Genomic DNA, 18,910 nt, shown 5'->3' on the forward strand with positions numbered 1-18,910 from the left:
GCCAAGGCCGTCTGCAGGCGCTGCTCCGTGACCGACCAGTGCCTCCAGTGGGCGCTCGAGTCCGGTCAGGACGCTGGCGTCCGGGGCGTGCAGCTGTGTCGTTGGGGATCAGGCGGAGTGAGCGCGCAGCACCCGGAGGCCGCCGCGCCGCTTCACAGCGCGCCGCTCCTCCTCGCTCATCCCGCCCCAGACGCCAGCGTCCTGACCGGACTCGAGCGCCCACTGGAGGCACTGGTCGGTCACGGAGCAGCGCCTGCAGACGGCCTTGGCCTGCTCGACCTGCAGGAGAGCCGGTCCGGACGTCCCAATCGGGAAGAACAGTTCCGGGTCCTCGTCGCGGCAGACAGCATGGTGACGCCAGTCCATGGCGGCAACACTCCTCATTCTGGATGGGTGGCAATTTATTGCGGGTAGTGCTTTTCCTATATGCATCAGCAGTGCCTAAGGTGACCGTTCGCGTCTGACCATTCGGCAGTGCGTGAGCAGGCGGTTAGCCTCGGAGACCTGCTGGAACAGCTCAACCTGACGAGCATATCCAGGCAATGTCCCGGTAACTCAAGTTCGCTTGTGAATACTTTCACGAACGCTCGTGATGTCAAGGGTGACGCTCGGAAAAACTCCAAGCGGTGAGCAAGCCCACAACCCATTTGTCCGGGTTCCAGTGCGTTCCTGGTTACCCGCCGTGCCACAGCCGAGGATCAATATAGTACAGTCCGCGTGACATTGCTGACATTTCCGGCACCTGCCCCTCGGTGTGGCGGCACCTGCCGGCGCGGTTGCGGCGCCGCGTCGACCAAGGGCAGTACCCGAGACCTAGCAGATTACTCTGAGTGCGGCCGGAATGGATGTGAATCTGACTTTCTCCCGCTCGCCAAGATAGTCGCCGTCCAGCTGGAACGCCTGCGGGCGGCTGGAGAGCAGGGTGAACTCCGCTGTGTCATGGAGCCGTAACACCTGACGACCGCTCGGATCGGGCCGCCGGGACAGGAACTGGGTGACTGTCCGTGTTGTGCTAGCCACCCGGAGCTGACGCAGTGCCAGCACGTCGAGGCCGAGATCGAACGACGCCTCCGGGTTCGGGTTGACCTCGCGGTCGCCCAGGTACGTCCACGGAGCGGTGTTCTGGATGATGACGGTGGCCAGCTCGTCCTCCGCCGGCTCACCCGGTCGCTCCAGGCTGATCGCCGGATGCCGCCGGTCCGAGGCGAAGAAGTACTGGTTCATGATCGAGCGCAGGTAGAGCCCCGGAGTCGAGACCCGCCCCTTCCGCCGCGCCTGCTCCACCCGGTGGATCACCGCAGCGTCCAGGCCGAACCCGGCGCAGAAGGTGAAGTAGCGGTCGTCCGCGCGGCCCAGCCCGACCGTGCGGTGCCGGCCCAGGCGCAACCCTTCGAGGATCATGCTGGTCGCCTCCGGCCATTCCCGGGGCAGGCCCAACGCGCGGGCGAACACGTTTGTCGAACCGCCCGGAACGGTGGCCAACGCGGGCAGTCGCTCCGCCATCGAGGCGCCCTCGACGCCGGCCGGCGGTTCGGCCGCCATCAGGCCGTTCACCACCTCGTTCACAGTGCCGTCACCACCCAGGGTGACGACGAGATCGACCCCCTCCACGGCGGCCTCCCGGGCCAGCGCCATGGCGTGCCCCCGGCGACGGGTGTAGCGCACACTGAGGTCGACTTCGCTGCGCAGCGCCCGGACAAGCACGTCCCGGCTGCGTTCGCTGGTGGTGGTGGCCTTCGGATTGACCACCAGGACGGCCCGCATGGGCGGCACTGTACCTCTCGGTAGCCCGGGTATCGTGGCGCGCGTGACCATCGACTCGGCCCCGGTTCCCGTCACACTCCGCTGGGCGGTGCGGCTGCTCTGGGCGGAGGCGGTCGCCGTCGGGCTGATCGCGGTCTGGCTGGTCTGGGCCGACCTCACCGCCACCACCACCGACCTGGCGTCGGCGTTGCTGGTGACCGCGTTCGCCGTCGGGGCGGCCGTCGCGCTCTGGGCGTTGGGCCGCGCGCTGCTGCGCCGACAGGCCGGCGCGCGGGCCCCCGCGATCGTCCTTCAGCTCATGCTGCTGCCGATCGGCTGGTTCATGATCCAGGCCGGGCTGGGCTGGCTGGGCGTACCGCTGATGGCGCTCGGCCTGGGCGTCGGCTGGCTGCTCGTCAGCCCGCCCACGACGAAGGCCCTCGGCTTCGAGTGACCCCGCCGCACGGGCGGGAGGCAACGGATTCGCCCGCGGCCCCGGCTGGGCGGGGTCGGCGGGGCGCGTCGGTCAGTAGCCGCCGGAGCGGCGGGTGAGCAACGAGATGGTCGCCCGGCCGTCGGTGGCCGTGGCGGACGCCGACGTGGTCAGCGCGGTGAGCACCTTCCAGGCGAAGGACGACTCGGCCGGCAACGTTGCCCCGCGTACGGTCGGCACGGTCACCTCGACGGTCAGCGCGTCGTTGGTGACCGAGAACCGGCACTCCAACTCGGCGTCGCGGGTGGCGATGGCGAGCAGCATGGCGCACGCCTCGTCGACGGCGATCCGCAGATCCTCGATCTCGTCGAGCGCGAACTGCAACCGGGCCGCGAGGCCGGCGGTGGCGGTGCGGAGCACGCCGAGGTAACCGCCGTCGGCGGGCACCGTGAGGTGCACCACGTCGTCGTCGGTCGCTGGCTGGCCGGTCAGTTGAGTCACGCCTCATCCCCCCGGTCGGGGACTCTACCCGGTCAGTCGTTCGGGCGCGTGTCGGCGGCCTCCGCCTGAGCGGCCAGGTCGCGCAACGCGTCACCGCTGAGCCGGTAGGGGACCCACTCGCTCATCTGCTCGGCGCCGATGGAGGCGTAGAAACCGGCAGCCGGATTCCACTCGATCATCCACCACTCCAGCCGCCGGTAACCCCGTCGTACGCAGATGTCGGCGAGCGTGGCGAGCAGCAGCCGGCCCGCGCCGGTGCCCCGGGCGGCCGGGGAGACGTAGAGATCCTCCAGGTAGATGCCGTGCACGCCAGCCCAGGTGGAGAAGTTGAGAAACCACAGGGCGAAGCCGACCGGCTGGTCGCGCTCGTCGACCGCGACGTGGCCGAAGAGCGCCGGAGCAGTCGCGAACAGCGCCGAGGTGAGCTGCTCGGTGGTGAGGTGGCACTGGTCGGGAGCGCGTTCGTACTCCGCCAACTCGTGCACCATGGCGACGACGGCCGGCACGTCCTCGGGACGTACCGGCCGGATCGTCGGGATGACCGCGTTGGTCACGCCTTCTTGGTCTCCCAGAAGATCTTCGCGATCTCGTCGATCTTCGCGAGGAGCTTGTCGGCGGTGGCCGGGTCGAGGCTGCCCTTGACGCCACCGGCGCCGGCGAGCTTGGTGGCCTCGTTGAACAGGGTGTGCAGGTTCGGGTACTTCTCGAAGTGCGGCGCCTTGAAGTAGTCGGTCCAGAGCACCCACAGGTGGTGCTTGACCAGCTCGGCGCGCTGCTCCTTGATGATGACCGCCCGGGTGCGGAACTCCGGGTCGGTGTTCGCCTGGTACTTCTCGCAGATCATTTTGACCGACTCGGCCTCGATCCGGGCCTGGGCCGGGTCGTAGACGCCGCACGGCAGGTCGCAGTGAGCGCTCGCGGTGACGCGGGGCGCAAGGATGCGTGGAAGTCGCATCGGGATCCTCCATGGGAAGTTTGCGATGATCAAAGGCGACATTACTCCTGGGAATGCTCCCCGAACCGGGTGGAGGTGAAACCAGTGCGAGCCGATCACCCGGCGGAGGCACCGCACCTGCGCGGGCCGCTGACGCCCGTTTCGGTGACCGGCCCGTCCATGGCGCCGACGCTGCGGCACGGCGACGCGGTGCTGGTCCGCTCGGGGGGGCGCCCGATCCGACCCGGTGACGTGGTGGTCGCCGTCTTCCGGACGCGTCCCGAGCTGCTGGTCGTGAAGCGGGCGGTACGACCGCAGGACGGCGGCTGGTGGCTGCGCGGCGACAACGATCTGGTCACCGACGACTCCCGGGCGTACGGGGTGGCCGACGTGCGCGGGAGGGTGCTGTTCCGCTACTGGCCCCGCCCCGGACGGGTGCACCGTCGGACGTTATGACCCTGCTCACATCCGAGTGACGGTACCGACACTATGCTCGGAAAGTGCCCGGGTGACCCCCCGCACCGCGTGCCACTGCTCGCCGCCCACCTCGCGGCCGGGCCGGCCGCCCCGTCTGCTCGACAGATCCTGGAGTCACCATCATGTCTTCGTCCACCGTGGACCCTGCTGATCCCGTCTTCCAACTGCACCTGGGCGGCAAGATGGCCGTCGCCTCGACGGTCCCGCTCACCAGCCGCGAGGACCTCTCCCTCGCGTACACCCCGGGTGTGGCCCGGGTGTGTGAAGCGATCGCCGCCGACCCCGACCTGGCCGACGACTACACCTGGGCGTCGCACGCCGTCGCGGTGGTCACCGATGGTTCGGCGGTGCTCGGGCTCGGCAACATCGGCCCGCGCGCCGCGTTGCCGGTGATGGAGGGCAAGGCGGTGCTGTTCAAGCAGTTCGCGGGGGTGGACGCGGTTCCGGTCTGCCTGGACACCCAGGACGTGGACGAGATCGTCGCGGTGGTGCGGGCACTGGCCCCGTCGTTCGGCGGGATCAACCTGGAGGACATCAGCGCGCCGCGCTGCTTCGAGGTGGAGCGCCGACTCGATGAGGCGCTGGACATCCCGGTCTTCCACGACGACCAGCACGGCACCGCCATCGTGGTGCTCGCCGCGCTGCGCAACGCCGCCACCCTGCTCAACCGCAAGCTCGGTGACCTGCGGGTGGCGGTGAGTGGCGCGGGCGCGGCCGGCGTGGCCGTGACGAAGATGCTTGTCGCCGGTGGGGTCAACCCCGACCAGGTGGTGGTCTGCGACTCCAAGGGGATCATCGGCCGGCACCGCACCGAGCTGACCGGCACCAAGGCCGAGCTGGCGGCGAGCACCAACGCCGACGGCCGCCAGGGCGACATCACCGAGGCGCTGCGTGGTGCGGACGTGCTGATCGGCGTCTCCGGCGGGCAGATCCCCGAGGCGGCCGTCGCCCAGATGGCACCCGGCGGGATCGTGTTCGCGCTGGCCAACCCGACCCCTGAGGTGCACCCCGAGGTTGCCACCCGGCACGTCGCGGTGGTCGCCACCGGCCGCAGCGACTTTCCCAACCAGATCAACAACGTGCTGGCCTTCCCCGGGGTGTTCCGGGGCGCGTTGGACGCGCGGGCCACCCGGATCACCGAGGGGATGAAGGTCGCCGCCGCCGACGCCATTGCCGGCGTGGTGGCCGAGTCGCTCACCGCCGACGCGATCGTCCCGTCGCCGCTCGACCCGCGCGTCGCCCCGGCCGTCGCCGAGGCCGTCGCCGAAGCGGCCCGCCGCGACGGAGTCGCCCGCCGGTAGGCGGGGCCCTTCTTAACGGGCGCTCAGCTTGTTACCGTGCCGATCATGCGTGCCGCCTTCGCCTCCCGCTTCGACGATGCCGATCCGCTCGCCGCCCTCACCGTCGGTGAGCGGCCCGAGCCGACCCACCCGGAGGACGACTGGGTGACCGTGCAGGTACGGGCCACCTCGCTCAACCACCACGACCTCTGGTCGCTGCGCGGCGTGGGCCTCACCGAGGCCCAGCTGCCGATGATCCTCGGCTGCGACGCGGTCGGCGTGGACGCCGACGGCAACGAGATGGTCGTCTACCCGGTCGTCGTCACACCGGGTGACCCGCGCGGGGTCTCGATCCTGTCCGAGCACTTCGCCGGGACCCTCGCCGAGCGGGTCGCCGTACCCCGGTCGAACCTGATCCCACTGCCCGACGGCATGGCGGCGACCGACGCGGCGTGCCTGCCCACGGCCTGGCTGACCGCGTGGCGGATGCTGACCACCAAGGGCCGCGTCGCGGACGCCGACAGCGTGCTGGTGCAGGGCGCGGGCGGCGGCGTCGCGACCGCGGCCGTCGCGCTCGCTGTCGCGATGGGCAAGCGGGTGTACGCGACCAGCCGTGACGCCGCCAAGCGGGAGCGGATCACCGCCCTCGGGGCGACTGCCCTGGAGTCCGGTGCCCGGCTGCCGGAGCGGGTCGACGTGGTGATCGAGACGGTCGGCGCGGCGACGTTCGACCACTCGTTGAAGTCGGCCGCGCCGATGGCCCGGATCGTGGTCTCCGGCGCCACCGCCGGGCACCAGCCGTCGGTCAACCTGCGCCGGGTCTTCGCCATGCAGCTGGAGATCCTGGGGACCTCGATGGGCACGCCGGAGGAGCTGTACGAGCTGCTGGCGTTCTGCGCCGAGAATGAGGTCCGCCCGGTGATCGACACCGTGGTCCCGTTCAGCCGGGTCGAGGACGCCTTCGCCCGCCTGCACTCCGGCGACACCTTCGGCAAGATCGTCGTCGACCACACCGCCTGACGCACGTCGTGCCCCCGCCGGACGCCGCCCGGCCGGCCCAGCCCCGCCCCAAGATCGCGCAACATCATGGAAATAGTGGCCTCCGCGTCGTGGGAGGCCACTGTTTCCTGGTTAATGCGCGATCTTGAGCGGTCGGGATCTCAGAGGTGATCGTCGAAGGTGGCGATGTCGCCGCGCGTCGCGTCGGTGGGGATGCGCTTCTTGGCCTCGGCGTCGCCGTACAGCGACCAGCGCAGGAACTCGACGGACGTGTCCGAGACGACCCGCAGCGTCGCGGCGTCGCTGAGCAGCGCCCGCCCGTGGTCGCCCTTGGGCAGGCTGAGCAGCGCCTTCGGCCAGGGCACCTTGTCGTACGCCGCCTTGCCCGCCGCGTAGTCGACCACCTCGTCCAGCTCGCCGTGCACGAACAGCTGCGGCGCGGTCGCCCCTGCGAACGCCGTACCCACGCCTACGGCCGTGCCGGCGAACACCACCCCGGCGTCCAGCCGCTCGTCCCGGCTGGCGGTGAAGAGGCCGATGGTGGTCACCCCACCGGCCGAGTGCCCGGCTGCGGCGACCCGGTCGGTGGCCAGCCGGCCGCGCAGCCCGTCGCCGGCCTTGCCGTCGAGCGCCAGCACCTGGGTCAGCGCGTACGACACGTCGGCCGGCTGGTTGAGCACGTCGAGGATGTTGCCGTCGCTGCCCCGGGAGGTGTGCGGGAAGGTCGGCGCGGCCACCACGAAGCCCGCCGCTGCCCAGCGGGTCAGCAGGGTGGCGTAGTCCTCCGGCCGCCCGGTGAGGCCGTGGCTGAACATCACCACCGGAAACCGGCCCTGTGCCGCCGCCGCGGACCGCTTGACCGCGCCGCCGGCCTCCCCGGCCGCCGGATACCAGAGCGTCACCGGCAGCGCGCGGCCGTCCCGGTTCAGCTTGAGCTGGCGTACGCCGACGCCGAAGGCGCTTTTCGGTGCGGTCCCGGCGGGTACCTGCGGCGTCGGCGTGGCGGCGGGCGGTGGCTCGGCCGGCGCCCGCCAGCTCTCGGTCTTGCGGGCGTCGGCGGAGCAGCCGACCAGGCCGGCCATGAGCAGGACGCTGGCCAGCAGCGTGGAGGTGACGCGACGCGACATGAAGCCAATTGTGCCCTGCCGCGCCGACCGGCTCGGCGCGGTTCGACGCGCGGTGGCCGCGGCGTGACCGGTTCGCTCAGGCCGCGGCGTGACCGGCTCGCTCGGGCCACGCCGTGACCGGTTCGCTCAGGCCGCGGCGCGGTCGGGGAGCGGGCGCCGTCGCCGGGCGGTGTCGGTCAGGGAGCGTGGCGGGAAGGCGGCGTTGGGGTCGTACCGGTTGGTTCCGGGCGGCACGATCTCGTCGATCCGGTCGAGGGTCGCGTCGTCCAGGGTGAGCGTGCCGCCCTTGAGCAGGTCCTCCAGGTGCGCCATGGTCCGCGGTCCGATGATCGCCGAGGTGACCGCCGGATGGGCCACGGTGAAGGCGATGGCGAGCTGTGGGAGCGTGCAGCCGATGCCCGCCGCGAGGTCGACGAGCTGCTCGACGATGTCGAGCTTGGCGGCGTTCTCGGCGAGCGTGGGATCGAACTGCGCCGGCCGGAGCACGGCACGCCCGGTCGACAGGTCGACAGGCCGGTCCCTGCGGTACTTCCCGCTGAGGAACCCGAAGGCGAGCGGACTCCAGACCAGCACCCCCATGCCGTAGCGCTGACAGACCGGCAGGGTCGACGCCTCGACCCCGCGGGCCAGGATCGAGTACGGCGGCTGCTCGGTGCGCAGCCGCCCGAGGCCGCGACGCTCGGAGACCTGGTGCGCCTCGACGATCTCCTCAGCGGGGAACGTCGAGCACCCGAAGGCGCGGATCTTTCCCTCGCGCACCAGGTCGGTGAGCACCGAGAGCGTCTCCTCGATGTCGGTCGAGGGGTCGGGGCGGTGGACCTGGTAGAGGTCGATCCAGTCGGTGCCCAGGCGCCGCAGGCTCCCCTCGACCGCCTTGAGGATCCAGCGCCGCGAGTTGCCACCCTGGTTGGGCCCCTCACCCATCGGAAAGTGCACCTTGGTGGCGAGGACGACGTCGTCCCGACGCCCCCGCAGCGCCTTGCCCACGATCTGCTCGGACTCGCCCCGGCCGTACATGTCGGCGGTGTCGACACAGTTGATGCCCTGGTCCAGGGCCGCGCGGACGATGCGGACGCAGTCGTCGTGGTCCGGGTTCCCGACGGCGCCGAACATCATGGTCCCGAGGCAGTGGGTGCTCACCTCGATGCCGGTGCCGCCGAGTGTGCGATAGCGCATGCCGATGCTCCCTTGGCGATGTCGTAACGATCACGGGGGACCCTAGGAGCTGGAGTCGGCTCTAGGTCAAGCCTCGTTACCCTGCTCGGCATGGCCGAGGACACCGTGAGTCTGAGCATCGGGCAGGTCGCCGAACGTACCGGCTTGAGCGTGCACGCCCTCCGCTTCTACGAGCAGGAGGGCGTCTTCGTCGATCCCGTACGCCGTGGGCCCGGTGGGCGTCGTGTCTACAGCCAGGACGACGTCGACTGGCTGACCGTCTGCATCATTCTCCGCGCCTCGGGCATGCCGTTGCCCGCGCTCCGCCGGTACACCGACCTCGTCCGGGAGGGCGCCGGCAACGAGGAGGAACGTCTCGCCCTCCTGCGCGAGCACCGGGAGCACGTCACCAGCCAGATCGGCAGGCTCACCCAGTGCCTGGACCTGATCGGCTTCAAGGTCGGGGTGTACGAGGACCTGCTCGACGGGGCCCAGCCCGCAGTCGAGCCAGGTCGTCCGCGTCCTTCGGACGGCGGCGCCGCTCCGGCATCCACACCGGGTACATCTGCTTGAACTCGATCTGGGCCGGCACCGAGATCGTCGGCACGGTCAACGGGCCGAGCCGGCCGGGTGGTGCGTCCAGCATCCCGACCGGCAGTGGCGTGCCGGTCCAGGACCCGGCACCCACCGTCGGTCGACCGGCGTCGTCGCGACCCAGGTACGCGAAGCTCACCTCCACGTCGGCGGCGAACAGGTCGAGCTGTAGCTCCACCGGCATCCGAGGATCGGGTCGCCAGCCCCGGGCCAGCAGCAGGGCTGCCAGCCGGGCCGCGTCCTCGCGCCAGCAGTACCAGTCGACGTCGACGTGCGGTCGGGACACCTGGCCGAGCTGGAAGTCCATCGCCCAGCCGCCACGCAACCACACCGGAATGCCGGCCGATCCGGCCACCTCGACCACTTCGGCGATGCTCGCCAACTGGCGGCGCGCGAGGTCGTCCACCGGGGCACCCTAGCGGCACTTGCGAGTGCACGGGGGAGGGCCTCAGTGGGCAGCAAACGCTTGTCGTGTGCGGCCACCGCCACCGCCGCTAGGTGAGGCGGGACTCGTAGTGGGTGCCGGGCGTGCGCGCGTCGGTGGGCAGGCGGGCGCCGGCGGTCCGGTCGCCGTAGAGGGTCCAGCGCAGGAAGTCGGTGGTGGTGGCGAGGACGGCGGCGAATCCGGGGTTGCCCGGCGTGAGGTACGCGCCGTGGTCCTGGCCGAGCACACTGACGAACACCGCCGGTCCCGGGGTACGCGCGTACGCCGCCCGGCCGACCGTCACCGGCACCACCGGGTCGGCCGTGCCGTGCACGAAGAGCACCGGTGCGGTCGGTCCGGCGAAGCTGCCCGGCAGCCCGCCGCCGGCGATCACGATGCCCCCGCGCAGCCGGGCCGGGTGGCCCTCGGTGAACATGCCGGAGGTGGTGAAGCCGCCCGCCGAGTGACCGGCGGCGGCGATCGACGTGAGGTCCAGGTGGCCGGCGAGCGGATCACCCGGGTCGCCGTCGAGGCGGCCCAGGTGCCGGATCAGCCGCCAACCGTCGGCGGGCTGGTTGCGCACGTCGGCCCGGGTGAAGTGCGCCGCACCCGCGCGGGTGTGCGGGTACGCCGGCGCCGCCACCACGAAACCGGCCGCCGCCCAGCGGGTGGTCAGCCCGGCGTGCAGCTCGGGTCGACTGTGCAGCCCGTGGCTGTAGATCACCACCGGGAAGCGGCCGGCGGCCACCCCGTCGGTCCCGGCCGGATACCAGATGGTCACCGGCAGGGGGCGCGCCGAGCGCGGATCGAGGGTGAGCGTACGCACGCCGACGACGTACGACCCCTCGGGCGCTCGGCGCGCGGACGGCGGCCCGGTGGAGCCGCCCGCCACGGCGGTGGCCGGCGCGCAACCGGCCAGCAGCGCTGTCACCAGTACGGCGACCAGCCGTCCCGCCCCCACCGTTTCACCGTAGGTGCCCGGGCACGTCCGGCGGCCCCGCCGTCCGGCCCGGCTCTGCTCGCCACCCGGTCGGGTCGCCTCCGCCGGCCGGCTCGACCCGGTGGGACGGCGGAGGCGGGGGCGGCGCTCGGCGACCGGCTTCGCTAGGGTCACCGACATGGCTGAGAACTACACCGACCCCAGCGGCAACACCGAGGCGTTCCGCGCCTTCACCCAGACGCCGGAGGCCGCCGGCCCGGCCGACGCGCCGTCCCGCCTGCCGCTCATCGTCGGTGCGGCGGTGGTCGTCGTACTGCTGGTGGCCCTCGTCGCCTGGCTGGCGATGCGCTGACCAGCCGGCGCGGCAGTGCGCTGACCGGGCGGGTCGGGGGGCTTCAGTGCGCCCCGACCACATCCCGGGTCTGTCGGGCGATCTCCCGTTCCTCATCGGTGCGGATGACACAGACGCTCACCTCGGCGTCGTCCGGCGAGATCAGCCGGTCGCCGTCACCGTTGTTGCGCGCCTCGTCGACGGTGATGCCGAGCCGGGCCAGCCCGGCCAGCGCGGCGGCCCGGACGGGCGCGGCGTGCTCGCCCACGCCGGCGGTGAACGCGATCGCGTCCACGTGGCCGAGCAGCGCGTAGTACGCGCCGACGTACCCGGTGATCCGCCGGCAGTACACGTCGAAGGCCAGCGCGGCTGCCCGGTCCCCGGCCGCCCTGCGCTGCAGCACCTCGCGCATGTCGTTGACGCCGGTCAACCCCAGCAGCCCGCTGCGGTGGTTGAGCAGGTCGTCGATGTCGTCGACCGACAGCCCGCCCTCCCGCCGCAGGTGGAAGATCACGGTCGGGTCGAGGTCGCCGCTGCGCGTGCCCATCACCAGCCCCTGAAGGGGCGACATCCCCATCGAGGTGGCGACGCTGCGGCCGTTCGCGACCGCGCAGGCGCTGGCCCCGTTGCCCAGGTGCAGGGTGATGGTGTTGAGCTGCTCGTACGGGCGGCCCAGCAGCTCGGCGGTACGCCGGGAGACGTACGCGTGCGAGGTGCCGTGGAAGCCGTACCGGCGGATGCCGTACCGCTGCGCGGTGTCCAGGTCGATCGCGTAGGTCGCGGCGGCCTCCGGCAGGGTGTGGTGGAACGCCGTGTCGAAGACGGCGACCTGCGGGACGTCCGGCAGCGCCGCCCGGGTCACCTCGATGCCGGCCAGGTTGGCCGGGTTGTGCAGCGGGGCGAGCGGCACCAGATCCTTGATCGCGGCCAGCACCGCGTCGTCGATGAGGACCGGGGTGGTGAACTTCCGTCCGCCGTGCACCACCCGGTGCCCGACCGCGGTGAGCCCGTTCAGGTCCAGACCGGCCAGGATCTGCCGGACGGCGCTGGCGTGGTCCGCCGGGCCGCCGCCGGGCTCACCGACCCGCTCGACAGTGCCCTGGTCGAGGGGCCGGTCCCCGTCGTAGTGGCGCCACTTCACCGACGACGACCCGCAGTTGAGCACCAGCACCCGACTCATGACGCCTCCTCGGCGGCCGCCTGGATGGCGGTGATCGCCACCGTGTTGACGATGTCCGGCACGGTCGCGCCGCGGGACAGGTCGTTCACCGGCCGGCGCAGGCCCTGCATGACCGGGCCGACGGCGACCGCCCCGGCCGAGCGCTGCACCGCTTTGTACGTGTTGTTGCCCGTGTTGAGGTCCGGGAAGATGAAGACCGTGGCCTGGCCGGCGACCGGGCTGTCGGGCAGCTTCGTCGCCGCCACGGCGGGGTCGATCGCCGCGTCGTACTGGATCGGCCCCTCGACCAGCAGGTCGGGCCGACGCTCCCGGACCAGCGCGGTGGCCGCGGCGACCTTCTCCACGTCTTCGCCCGCGCCGGAGCTGCCGGTGGAGTACGACAGCATGGCCACCCGGGGTTCGATGCCGAAGCGGGCGGCGGTGTCGGCCGACGAGATCGCGATGTCGGCGAGCTGGGCGGCGTCCGGGTCGCGGTTGACCGCACAGTCGCCGTAGACCAGCACCCGGTCGGCGAGCAGCATGAAGAAGACGCTGGAGGCCACCGAGACCTCCGGCACGGTACGGATGATCTCGAACGCGGGCAGGATGGTGGCGGCGGTGGTGTGCGTGGCCCCCGAGACCATGCCGTCGGCGTACCCGGCGTTCACCATGAGCGTCCCGAAGTAGTTGGGCTGGGCCACGATGTCGTGCGCCAGCTCGGCGGTGACGCCCCGGTGGGCGCGCAGCCGCGCGTACTCGGCCGTGAACTCGTCGCGCCACCCGCTGGTGGCCGGGTCGACGAGCCGCGCGTCGCCGAGGTCGATGCCCAGCTCGCGGGTGCGCCGGGCGATGTCGTCCGGGCGGCCGAGCAGCGTCAGGTCGGCCACGCCCCGGCGCAGCAGGATCTCCGCCGCCCGCAGGATGCGCTCCTCGGCGCCCTCGGGCAGCACCAGGTGCCGGGGCTTCGAGCGGGCCCGGTCGATCAGCTCGTTCTCGAACATCAGCGGGGTGACCCGCGTCGAGCGGCTGACCCGCAGCCGGCGGGCCAGGTCGTCGGTGTCCACGCAGCGTTCGAACGCGCCGAGCGCGGCCTCCACCTTGCGGGGGTTGGCCACGCTGGGCCGCCCCTCGATCCGGCTGGACGCGGCCACCGTGTCGTAGCTGTCGCTGCCGACGGAGAGCACGGCCAGGCCGGTGTTCAAACCCTCCACCAGCCGCATCACCCGCGGGTCGGGTTGCTCGCCGAGGGTGAGCACGAGCCCGGCCACCGACACCTGCCCGGCCACGTGCGCGGCGCTGGCGGCGACGAGCAGGTCGGCCCGGTCCCCGGGGGTGATCACCAGAGCGCCCTCGGTGAGGTGGCCCAGCAGGGTCGGCACGTGTGCCGCGCCGACCACGAAGTCCAGCACGTCCCGGCCGAGCGCCGCGTCGTCCCCGGCCAGCAGGGTGGCGCCGAGCGCCGCCGCCACCTCGGCCACCGTCGGCGCCGACACGCTCGGCACCTCCGGGATGGCGTACGCCGGCACGGGCAGCTCCGGCAGCGTCATCGGCTCGGACACCCGGTTGGCGATCACCGCCAGCACCGTCGCGCCCAGGTCGGCCACATCGTGGTACGCCCCGCGCATGGCCGCCGCGACGGCCGTCGGCTCCTGCTCGTAGCCGTCCACCACCGGCACCACCACGCTGCCGAACTCGGTGGCCAGCCGGGCGTTGAAGGCCAGCTCGCGGGGGTGCGCCGGGTCGCCCGGCTCGTCGAAGTCACTGCCCACCACGACCACCGCCGGGCACTGCCGCTCCACCGCCCGGTACCGCTGGACGACAGCGGAGATCAGCTCTTCCCGTCGGCCGTCGGCGACCAGCCTGGCCGCCTCGGCGTAGGTGGATCCGGCCAGCTCGGCGAGCGGCACCTCGACGCGGTACCGCTCGCTCAGCAGCGCGAGGATCGGGTCCGGGCCGGTGTCGGCCACCAGCGGCCGGAACACACCGATCCGCCCGACCTGGCGGGACAGCAACTCGGCCAGCCCGAGGGCGATGGTCGACTTGCCCCCGCCCGAACCGACGCTGGTCAGATACACGCTGCGCGCCACGGCCCCACGCTACAAGATCGTGGTGGTCGTCGTCGGTCACCTCTCGTCAGCACATCGACCTGGCGGGCCAGCCGGAGTGTCCGCTGGAGGTTGCGCTCCCGGACCTGTTCCTGTCGGGGGTCAGGGCGAGTCCCGTCCGCTCAGGACGCGGCTGTCGCGGACGTCGGCCCGATCGTCTCGGCGGACGGTGGTGCGTCGGGCAGCCCGGCCATCCGGAAGATCGCGTCGCTCTTGACGACCCAGGCGGTGCCGAAGGCGGCCACGGCGAGGGTCTCGCACCACAGCAGCGGCTGGAGGGCGTGGCGGACGTCGGTGGGCAGCGCCCCGCTCGCCAGCGCGCCTGCGATCGCCGCCAGGATGAGCAGGCCGCACGCGCGGTAGCAGCGGTTGGCGGCGCGTCGGGGCGGCACCCCAGCACGGTCGGGTCGGGTGAACAGGAACAGGCAGAAGGCGGCGAGCAGGACGAACAGCGACCCGGCGGCGGCCTGGTGCACCAGACCGACCAGCCGGCTGTCGCCTCCGGTCGGCCCGTGTACCGGAAACAGGGCCACCAGGATCGCGAGCGTCCCGGCGATCGTGCCTAACAGGTCGTCCGGCCAGCGGTAGCGGTAGGCGATCAGGAACACCCCGATCGCGCACAGTGCGCCGACGAAGATGTTGCGCATCTCGGTGTGGTAGTAGGCGCTGAGCGAGTCGAGGACGACGACGCGACGGCTGGCGACCATGTGGCCGACCACCAGTGCGACGGGCAGGGCCAAGCCGACCGAGCCGATGCCGAGGCGCAGGTGGCGTACGGTCGCGGTGTCCTGCGGCGGGTTGCCGGGCTGGTGTTTCATGGTCGTCTCCTGGCGCCGGGGTGGCGTCCGGTGAGGGTCGAGGAGACCCGCGCACGCCGCCCCACCAGTGCACATCACACAGAGAGACGGGTCAACCGCCGAGGGTCACTCGTCGTCGGGGTCGTCCAGGCGGGCCAGGTAGGTGGCCAGGCGCTCGATCGGGGTCTCGAACTCGGGGTTGAGGTCGACGAAGTCGCGCAGGCGCTCGCCCAGCCACTCCAGGGTCACCTGCTCGTCGCCCCGGCGCTCGACCAGCTCCTCGATGCCACGGTCGGTGAAGTACACGGCGTACGTCCTCGTGCTCGGCCCGGCGCGGGCCGGGCGGGTCGGTGGTTCGGATGGACCGACGCGAGCCGGGGCAGGACCGTGGGAAACGGCCCTGCCCCGGCTCGCGTGGCGCGGTCAGGTCACGGGCGGGGGAGTGCCGCCTCGATGAGCGCGGTCTGCTCGACCTCGTGGGTCTTGGCCGAGCCGACCGCCGGGGCCGCCGCGGCCGGGCGGGAGATCCGCCGCAGCCGGACGTCGGTGAGGTGCTCCAGCAGGTTGAGCGCCACGAACGACCAGGCGCCCTGGTTGGCCGGCTCCTCCTGCACCCAGGCGAAGTCCTCCGCGTTCGGGAACTGCGCCAGGGCGGCCCGGATCTCCTCCACCGGCAGCGGGTACAACTGCTCGATCCGGATGATCGCCGTGTCGGTGATGCCGCGCTCCTGCCGGGCCTGGAACAGGTCGTAGTAGACCTTGCCCGAGCAGAGCAGCACCCGCTTCACCGACTCCGGTGCCGGGGCGGCGGTGTCGCGCAGCACCGGCTGGAAGGTGCCGGTGGTGAAGTCCTCCACCGACGAGACGCAGAGCTTGTGCCGCAGCAGCGACTTCGGCGTGAACACCACGAGCGGCTTGCGCTTCGGCGACAGGGCCTGGCGTCGCAGCAGGTGGAAGTAGTTCGCCGGGGTCGTCGGAATGGACACCCGCATGTTGTCCTCGGCGCACATCTGCAGGAACCGCTCCGGGCGACCGGAGGTGTGGTCCGGGCCCTGGCCCTCGTGGCCGTGCGGCAGCAGCAGGGTCACCGCGGAGCGCTGACCCCACTTCACCTCACCGGAGGAGATGAACTCGTCGATCACCGACTGGGCGCCGTTGACGAAGTCACCGAACTGGGCCTCCCAGGCGACCAGCGCGTTGACGTTCTCCACCGAGTACCCGTACTCGAAGCCCATCGCCGCGTACTCGCTCAGCAGCGAGTCGTGCACGAAGAACCGGGAGCGCTCGCCATCGCCGGTGAGCGACTTCAACGGCAGGTAGTCGTCGCCGGTGCGGTGGTCGACCACCGACGCGTGCCGCTGGACGAAGGTGCCGCGCCGCGAGTCCTGCCCGGCGAGCCGGACGGTGACCCCGTCGTGCAGCAGCGCCCCGAACGCGATGATCTCGCCGAAGCCCCAGTCGATGTTGCCCTCGACGGACATCTTGGCCCGCCGGTCGAGCAGCTGCTGGATCCGCTTGTGCGGAGTGAAGCCCTCGGGCAGGTTGACGTGGGCCTCGCCGATCGCCTTCACCACGGCGGCGTCGGTGGCGGTGTCGACCGCCGGCTCCGGCTCCTCCTCGTGGCGGGGGCGGTTGAGCTGGCGCGGCGTGGCGGCGGCGTCCCGGGTGGCCTTGAAGACCTTCTCCAGTTGCGCCTGGTAGTCGCGCAGCAGCTCCTCCGCGTCCTCCACGGTGATGTCGCCGCGACCGATCAGCTCCTCGGTGTAGAGCTTGCGCACCGAACGCTTCGAGTCAATGATCTTGTACATCTGAGGGTTGGACATCGACGGGTCGTCGCCCTCGTTGTGGCCGCGCCGGCGGTAGCAGACCATGTCGATCACGACGTCCTTGTTGAACGCCTGCCGGTACTCGAAGGCCAGCCGGGCCACTCGGACCACGGCCTCCGGGTCGTCGCCGTTCACGTGGAAGATCGGCGCCTGGATCATCCGGGCCACGTCGGTGCTGTAGAGGCTGGACCGGCTGTACTCCGGGGCGGTGGTGAAGCCGACCTGGTTGTTGACCACCACGTGCACGGTGCCGCCGGTGCGGTAGCCGCGCAGCTGCGACAGGTTGAGCGTCTCGGCGACCACACCCTGCCCGGCGAACGCGGCGTCGCCGTGCACCGCCAGCGGCAGCACGGTGTAGCCCTCCAGCTTGAGGTCGATCCGGTCCTGCTTGGCCCGGACGATGCCCTCCAGCACGGGGTCGACGGCCTCCAGGTGCGACGGGTTCGCCACCAGGGACACCTTGACGACGTGCTCGCCGTCCGGGGTGGTGAACTTGCCGTTCTGACCCAGGTGGTACTTCACGTCGCCGGAGCCCTGCGTCGAGCGCGGGTCGAGGTGACCCTCGAACTCCGAGAAGATCTTCTCGTACGGCTTGCCGACGATGTTGGCCAGCACGTTGAGCCGGCCCCGGTGGGCCATGCCGATGACGACCTCGTCCAGCCCGCTCTCGGCGGAGGACTCGAGCACCTCGCCCAGCAGCGGAATCAGCGACTCGCCACCCTCCAGCGAGAAGCGCTTCTGGCCGACGTACTTGGTCTGCAGGAAGGTCTCGAACGCCTCGGCGGCGTTGAGCCGGTTGAGCACGTGCTTCTGCTCGTCGGGGGACGGCTTCTCGTACTTGCGCTCGATCCGCTCCTGGATCCAGCGCCGCTCCTCCGGGTCCTGGATGTGCATGTACTCGATGCCGACGCGCCGGCAGTACGAGTCGCGCAGCACGCCGAGGATCTCGCGCAGCTTCATCCGCTGGCGGCCGGCGAAGCCGTTGACCGGGAACTCGCGGTCCAGGTCCCACAGGGTCAGCCCGTGCTGGAGGACGTCCAGGTCGGGGTGCTTGCGGATGGTGAATTCCAGCGGGTCGGTGTCGGCCATCAGGTGACCGCGCACGCGGTACGCGTGGATCAGCTCGTGCACCCGGGCGGTCTTGTTGATCTGACCCTCGGAGTTGACGGCCACGTCGCGCACCCAGCGCACCGGCTCGTACGGGATGCGCAGCGAGGTGAAGATCTCGTCGTAGAAGCTGTGCTCGCCCAGGATCAGCTCGTGCATGACCTTGAGGAACTCGCCGGACTGCGCGCCCTGGATGATCCGGTGGTCGTACGTGCTGGTCAGCGTGATGACCTTGCTGACCGCCAGCTCGGCGAGAGTCGCCTCGGACATGCCCTGGTAGGGGGCCGGGTACTCCATCGCGCCCACGCCGATGATCGCGCTCTGCCCCTGCATGAGCCGCGGCATGGAGTGCACCGTGCCGATGCCGCCCGGGTTGGTCAGCGAGATCGTGGTGCCGGAGTAGTCCTCCATGGTCAGCTCGTTGCGCCGCGCCCGCCGGACCACGTCCTCGTACGCCTGCCAGAACTGCCGGAAGTCCATCTGCTCGCAGCCCTTGATGGAGGGGACCACCAGGTTGCGGCTGCCGTCCGGCTTGGCCAGGTCGATCGCGATGCCGAGGTTGACGTGCGCCGGGCGGACCACGGCCGGCTTGCCGTTGGCCTCGGCGAAGGAGTTGTTCATCTCCGGGTGCTGGACCAGCGCGCGGACCATCGCGTAGCCGACCAGGTGGGTGAAGCTGACCTTGCCACCGCGCCCCCGGGCGAGGTGGTTGTTGATCACGATGCGGTTGTCGACCAGCAGCTTCGCCGGGACCGCGCGGACGCTTGTCGCGGTGGGCACGCTCAGCGAGGCGTCCATGTTCTGCACGATCTTCGCGGCGACACCCCGCAGCGGGGTGGTCTGCGGGCCGTCGGCGCTCGGCGCGGCCGCCTTCGCGGCCGGCTTGGCCGGTGCGGCCTTCTCCGGGGTGGCCTTCGCGGGCGCGGCCTTGGCCGGTGCCGACGGCGCCGCGGCCGTCTTGCTGGCGGCGGCGGCCGG

General features: G+C 71.5%; 20 protein-coding genes and 1 pseudogene. 7 read left to right on the plus strand and 14 right to left on the minus strand.

The features are described 5' to 3' along the window. Positions 1 to 87, plus strand: a pseudogene (locus AB0J68_RS08640) (WhiB family transcriptional regulator); the annotation flags it as partial. A 21-nt stretch (positions 88 to 108) separates the two neighbouring features. Here the strand turns inward: AB0J68_RS08640 and AB0J68_RS08645 are convergent. Beyond that, on the minus strand, positions 109 to 366 hold the full coding sequence (locus AB0J68_RS08645; protein ID WP_007072794.1) for a WhiB family transcriptional regulator: 258 nt from the start codon (positions 364 to 366) through the stop codon (positions 109 to 111). Between the two features lie 447 nt (positions 367 to 813). Further along, a complete protein-coding gene (locus AB0J68_RS08650) occupies positions 814 to 1,764 on the minus strand; it encodes a diacylglycerol kinase family protein (protein WP_363937230.1) in 951 nt (316 codons plus the stop codon). A gap of 43 nt (positions 1,765 to 1,807) precedes the next feature. Here AB0J68_RS08650 and AB0J68_RS08655 point away from each other — a divergent pair, with 43 nt between their 5' ends. Next, the gene (locus tag AB0J68_RS08655; RefSeq protein WP_234588649.1) at positions 1,808 to 2,197 is read left to right on the plus strand and encodes a hypothetical protein; all 390 of its coding nucleotides are present in this window, start codon (positions 1,808 to 1,810) and stop codon (positions 2,195 to 2,197) included. Between the two features lie 72 nt (positions 2,198 to 2,269). Here AB0J68_RS08655 and AB0J68_RS08660 read toward each other — a convergent pair whose 3' ends face one another. From AB0J68_RS08660 to sodN, 3 genes are all read right to left on the minus strand, one after another. Then, entirely contained in the window at positions 2,270 to 2,677 is a 408-nt protein-coding gene (locus AB0J68_RS08660; RefSeq protein ID WP_266245852.1) for an ATP-binding protein, read from the minus strand. A 32-nt stretch (positions 2,678 to 2,709) separates the two neighbouring features. Beyond that, a complete protein-coding gene (locus AB0J68_RS08665; RefSeq protein WP_354858530.1) occupies positions 2,710 to 3,165 on the minus strand; it encodes a GNAT family N-acetyltransferase in 456 nt (151 codons plus the stop codon). 62 nt (positions 3,166 to 3,227) lie between these two features. After that, positions 3,228 to 3,632, minus strand: coding sequence for a superoxide dismutase, Ni (gene sodN, locus AB0J68_RS08670; RefSeq protein WP_007464694.1), 405 nt, complete (start codon positions 3,630 to 3,632; stop codon positions 3,228 to 3,230). Between the two features lie 84 nt (positions 3,633 to 3,716). Here sodN and AB0J68_RS08675 point away from each other — a divergent pair, with 84 nt between their 5' ends. The 3 genes from AB0J68_RS08675 (at position 3,717) to AB0J68_RS08685 (ending at position 6,388) form a co-directional block, all read left to right on the plus strand. Beyond that, entirely contained in the window at positions 3,717 to 4,067 is a 351-nt protein-coding gene (locus AB0J68_RS08675) for a S26 family signal peptidase (RefSeq protein ID WP_354858479.1), read from the plus strand. Between the two features lie 143 nt (positions 4,068 to 4,210). After that, entirely contained in the window at positions 4,211 to 5,389 is a 1,179-nt protein-coding gene (locus AB0J68_RS08680) for an NADP-dependent malic enzyme (RefSeq protein WP_355063651.1), read from the plus strand. A 36-nt stretch (positions 5,390 to 5,425) separates the two neighbouring features. After that, positions 5,426 to 6,388, plus strand: coding sequence for a zinc-binding dehydrogenase (locus AB0J68_RS08685; protein ID WP_363937234.1), 963 nt, complete (start codon positions 5,426 to 5,428; stop codon positions 6,386 to 6,388). 140 nt (positions 6,389 to 6,528) lie between these two features. On the opposite strand, the gene AB0J68_RS08690 is transcribed toward AB0J68_RS08685, so the two are convergent. Together AB0J68_RS08690 and AB0J68_RS08695 are read right to left on the minus strand one after the other, a co-directional pair. Beyond that, the gene (locus AB0J68_RS08690; RefSeq protein ID WP_354858485.1) at positions 6,529 to 7,494 is read right to left on the minus strand and encodes a chlorophyllase; all 966 of its coding nucleotides are present in this window, start codon (positions 7,492 to 7,494) and stop codon (positions 6,529 to 6,531) included. A 126-nt stretch (positions 7,495 to 7,620) separates the two neighbouring features. Beyond that, positions 7,621 to 8,670 (minus strand): aldo/keto reductase, encoded by a 1,050-nt coding sequence (locus tag AB0J68_RS08695; protein WP_363937236.1) that lies wholly within the window; start codon positions 8,668 to 8,670, stop codon positions 7,621 to 7,623. A gap of 90 nt (positions 8,671 to 8,760) precedes the next feature. Between AB0J68_RS08695 and AB0J68_RS08700 the strand changes: the two genes are divergently transcribed. Continuing rightward, positions 8,761 to 9,222, plus strand: coding sequence for a MerR family transcriptional regulator (locus AB0J68_RS08700; protein ID WP_363937239.1), 462 nt, complete (start codon positions 8,761 to 8,763; stop codon positions 9,220 to 9,222). On the opposite strand, the gene AB0J68_RS08705 is transcribed toward AB0J68_RS08700, so the two are convergent. Both AB0J68_RS08705 and AB0J68_RS08710 read right to left on the minus strand, forming a co-directional pair. Continuing rightward, positions 9,104 to 9,649, minus strand: a complete 546-nt coding sequence (locus tag AB0J68_RS08705) for an aminoglycoside adenylyltransferase (protein ID WP_363937241.1) — start codon at positions 9,647 to 9,649, stop codon at positions 9,104 to 9,106. The two genes, AB0J68_RS08700 and AB0J68_RS08705, sit on opposite strands and share 119 nt — an antisense overlap. Before the next feature lie 88 nt (positions 9,650 to 9,737). Continuing rightward, positions 9,738 to 10,628 carry an alpha/beta hydrolase gene (locus AB0J68_RS08710; protein WP_363937244.1) on the minus strand — a complete coding sequence of 297 codons (891 nt, stop codon included), beginning with the start codon at positions 10,626 to 10,628 and terminating at the stop codon, positions 9,738 to 9,740. A gap of 157 nt (positions 10,629 to 10,785) precedes the next feature. On the opposite strand from AB0J68_RS08710, the gene AB0J68_RS08715 reads away from it, so the two are divergent. Next, positions 10,786 to 10,959: a hypothetical protein gene (locus tag AB0J68_RS08715; RefSeq protein WP_234588635.1), complete on the plus strand. Its 174-nt coding sequence runs from the start codon at positions 10,786 to 10,788 to the stop codon at positions 10,957 to 10,959. A 43-nt stretch (positions 10,960 to 11,002) separates the two neighbouring features. Here the strand turns inward: AB0J68_RS08715 and AB0J68_RS08720 are convergent, their stop codons facing one another. From AB0J68_RS08720 to AB0J68_RS08740, 5 genes are all read right to left on the minus strand, one after another. After that, complete coding sequence (locus AB0J68_RS08720) at positions 11,003 to 12,118, minus strand: acetate kinase (RefSeq protein WP_363937247.1); 1,116 nt, start codon at positions 12,116 to 12,118, stop codon at positions 11,003 to 11,005. Beyond that, positions 12,115 to 14,184, minus strand: a complete 2,070-nt coding sequence (pta, locus tag AB0J68_RS08725) for a phosphate acetyltransferase (RefSeq protein WP_363937250.1) — start codon at positions 14,182 to 14,184, stop codon at positions 12,115 to 12,117. Before pta ends, AB0J68_RS08720 begins: the two co-directional genes overlap by 4 nt. Positions 14,185 to 14,324: 140 nt before the next feature. Next, positions 14,325 to 15,020, minus strand: a complete 696-nt coding sequence (locus tag AB0J68_RS08730; RefSeq protein WP_355063639.1) for a DUF998 domain-containing protein — start codon at positions 15,018 to 15,020, stop codon at positions 14,325 to 14,327. Between the two features lie 105 nt (positions 15,021 to 15,125). Next, the gene (locus tag AB0J68_RS08735) at positions 15,126 to 15,305 is read right to left on the minus strand and encodes a DUF6104 family protein (protein WP_355063637.1); all 180 of its coding nucleotides are present in this window, start codon (positions 15,303 to 15,305) and stop codon (positions 15,126 to 15,128) included. Between the two features lie 122 nt (positions 15,306 to 15,427). After that, positions 15,428 to 18,910 (minus strand): multifunctional oxoglutarate decarboxylase/oxoglutarate dehydrogenase thiamine pyrophosphate-binding subunit/dihydrolipoyllysine-residue succinyltransferase subunit (locus AB0J68_RS08740; RefSeq protein WP_363937252.1); only part of this gene is annotated, 3,483 nt, incomplete at its 5' end.

The organism is Micromonospora sp. NPDC049580 (assembly GCF_040675595.1).
Lineage (GTDB): Bacteria > Actinomycetota > Actinomycetes > Mycobacteriales > Micromonosporaceae > Micromonospora.

Coding starts and splice junctions, on each gene's coding strand:
- AB0J68_RS08690 (WP_354858485.1), bottom strand. CDS start 7,494: ATGTCGCGTCGCGTCACCTCCACGCTGCTGGCCAGCGTCCTGCTCATG.
- AB0J68_RS08650 (WP_363937230.1), bottom strand. CDS start 1,764: ATGCGGGCCGTCCTGGTGGTCAATCCGAAGGCCACCACCACCAGCGAA.
- AB0J68_RS08645 (WP_007072794.1), bottom strand. CDS start 366: ATGGACTGGCGTCACCATGCTGTCTGCCGCGACGAGGACCCGGAACTG.
- AB0J68_RS08715 (WP_234588635.1), top strand. CDS start 10,786: ATGGCTGAGAACTACACCGACCCCAGCGGCAACACCGAGGCGTTCCGC.
- AB0J68_RS08700 (WP_363937239.1), top strand. CDS start 8,761: ATGGCCGAGGACACCGTGAGTCTGAGCATCGGGCAGGTCGCCGAACGT.
- AB0J68_RS08695 (WP_363937236.1), bottom strand. CDS start 8,670: ATGCGCTATCGCACACTCGGCGGCACCGGCATCGAGGTGAGCACCCAC.
- AB0J68_RS08730 (WP_355063639.1), bottom strand. CDS start 15,020: ATGAAACACCAGCCCGGCAACCCGCCGCAGGACACCGCGACCGTACGC.
- AB0J68_RS08680 (WP_355063651.1), top strand. CDS start 4,211: ATGTCTTCGTCCACCGTGGACCCTGCTGATCCCGTCTTCCAACTGCAC.
- AB0J68_RS08720 (WP_363937247.1), bottom strand. CDS start 12,118: ATGAGTCGGGTGCTGGTGCTCAACTGCGGGTCGTCGTCGGTGAAGTGG.
- AB0J68_RS08665 (WP_354858530.1), bottom strand. CDS start 3,165: ATGGTGCACGAGTTGGCGGAGTACGAACGCGCTCCCGACCAGTGCCAC.
- sodN (WP_007464694.1), bottom strand. CDS start 3,632: ATGCGACTTCCACGCATCCTTGCGCCCCGCGTCACCGCGAGCGCTCAC.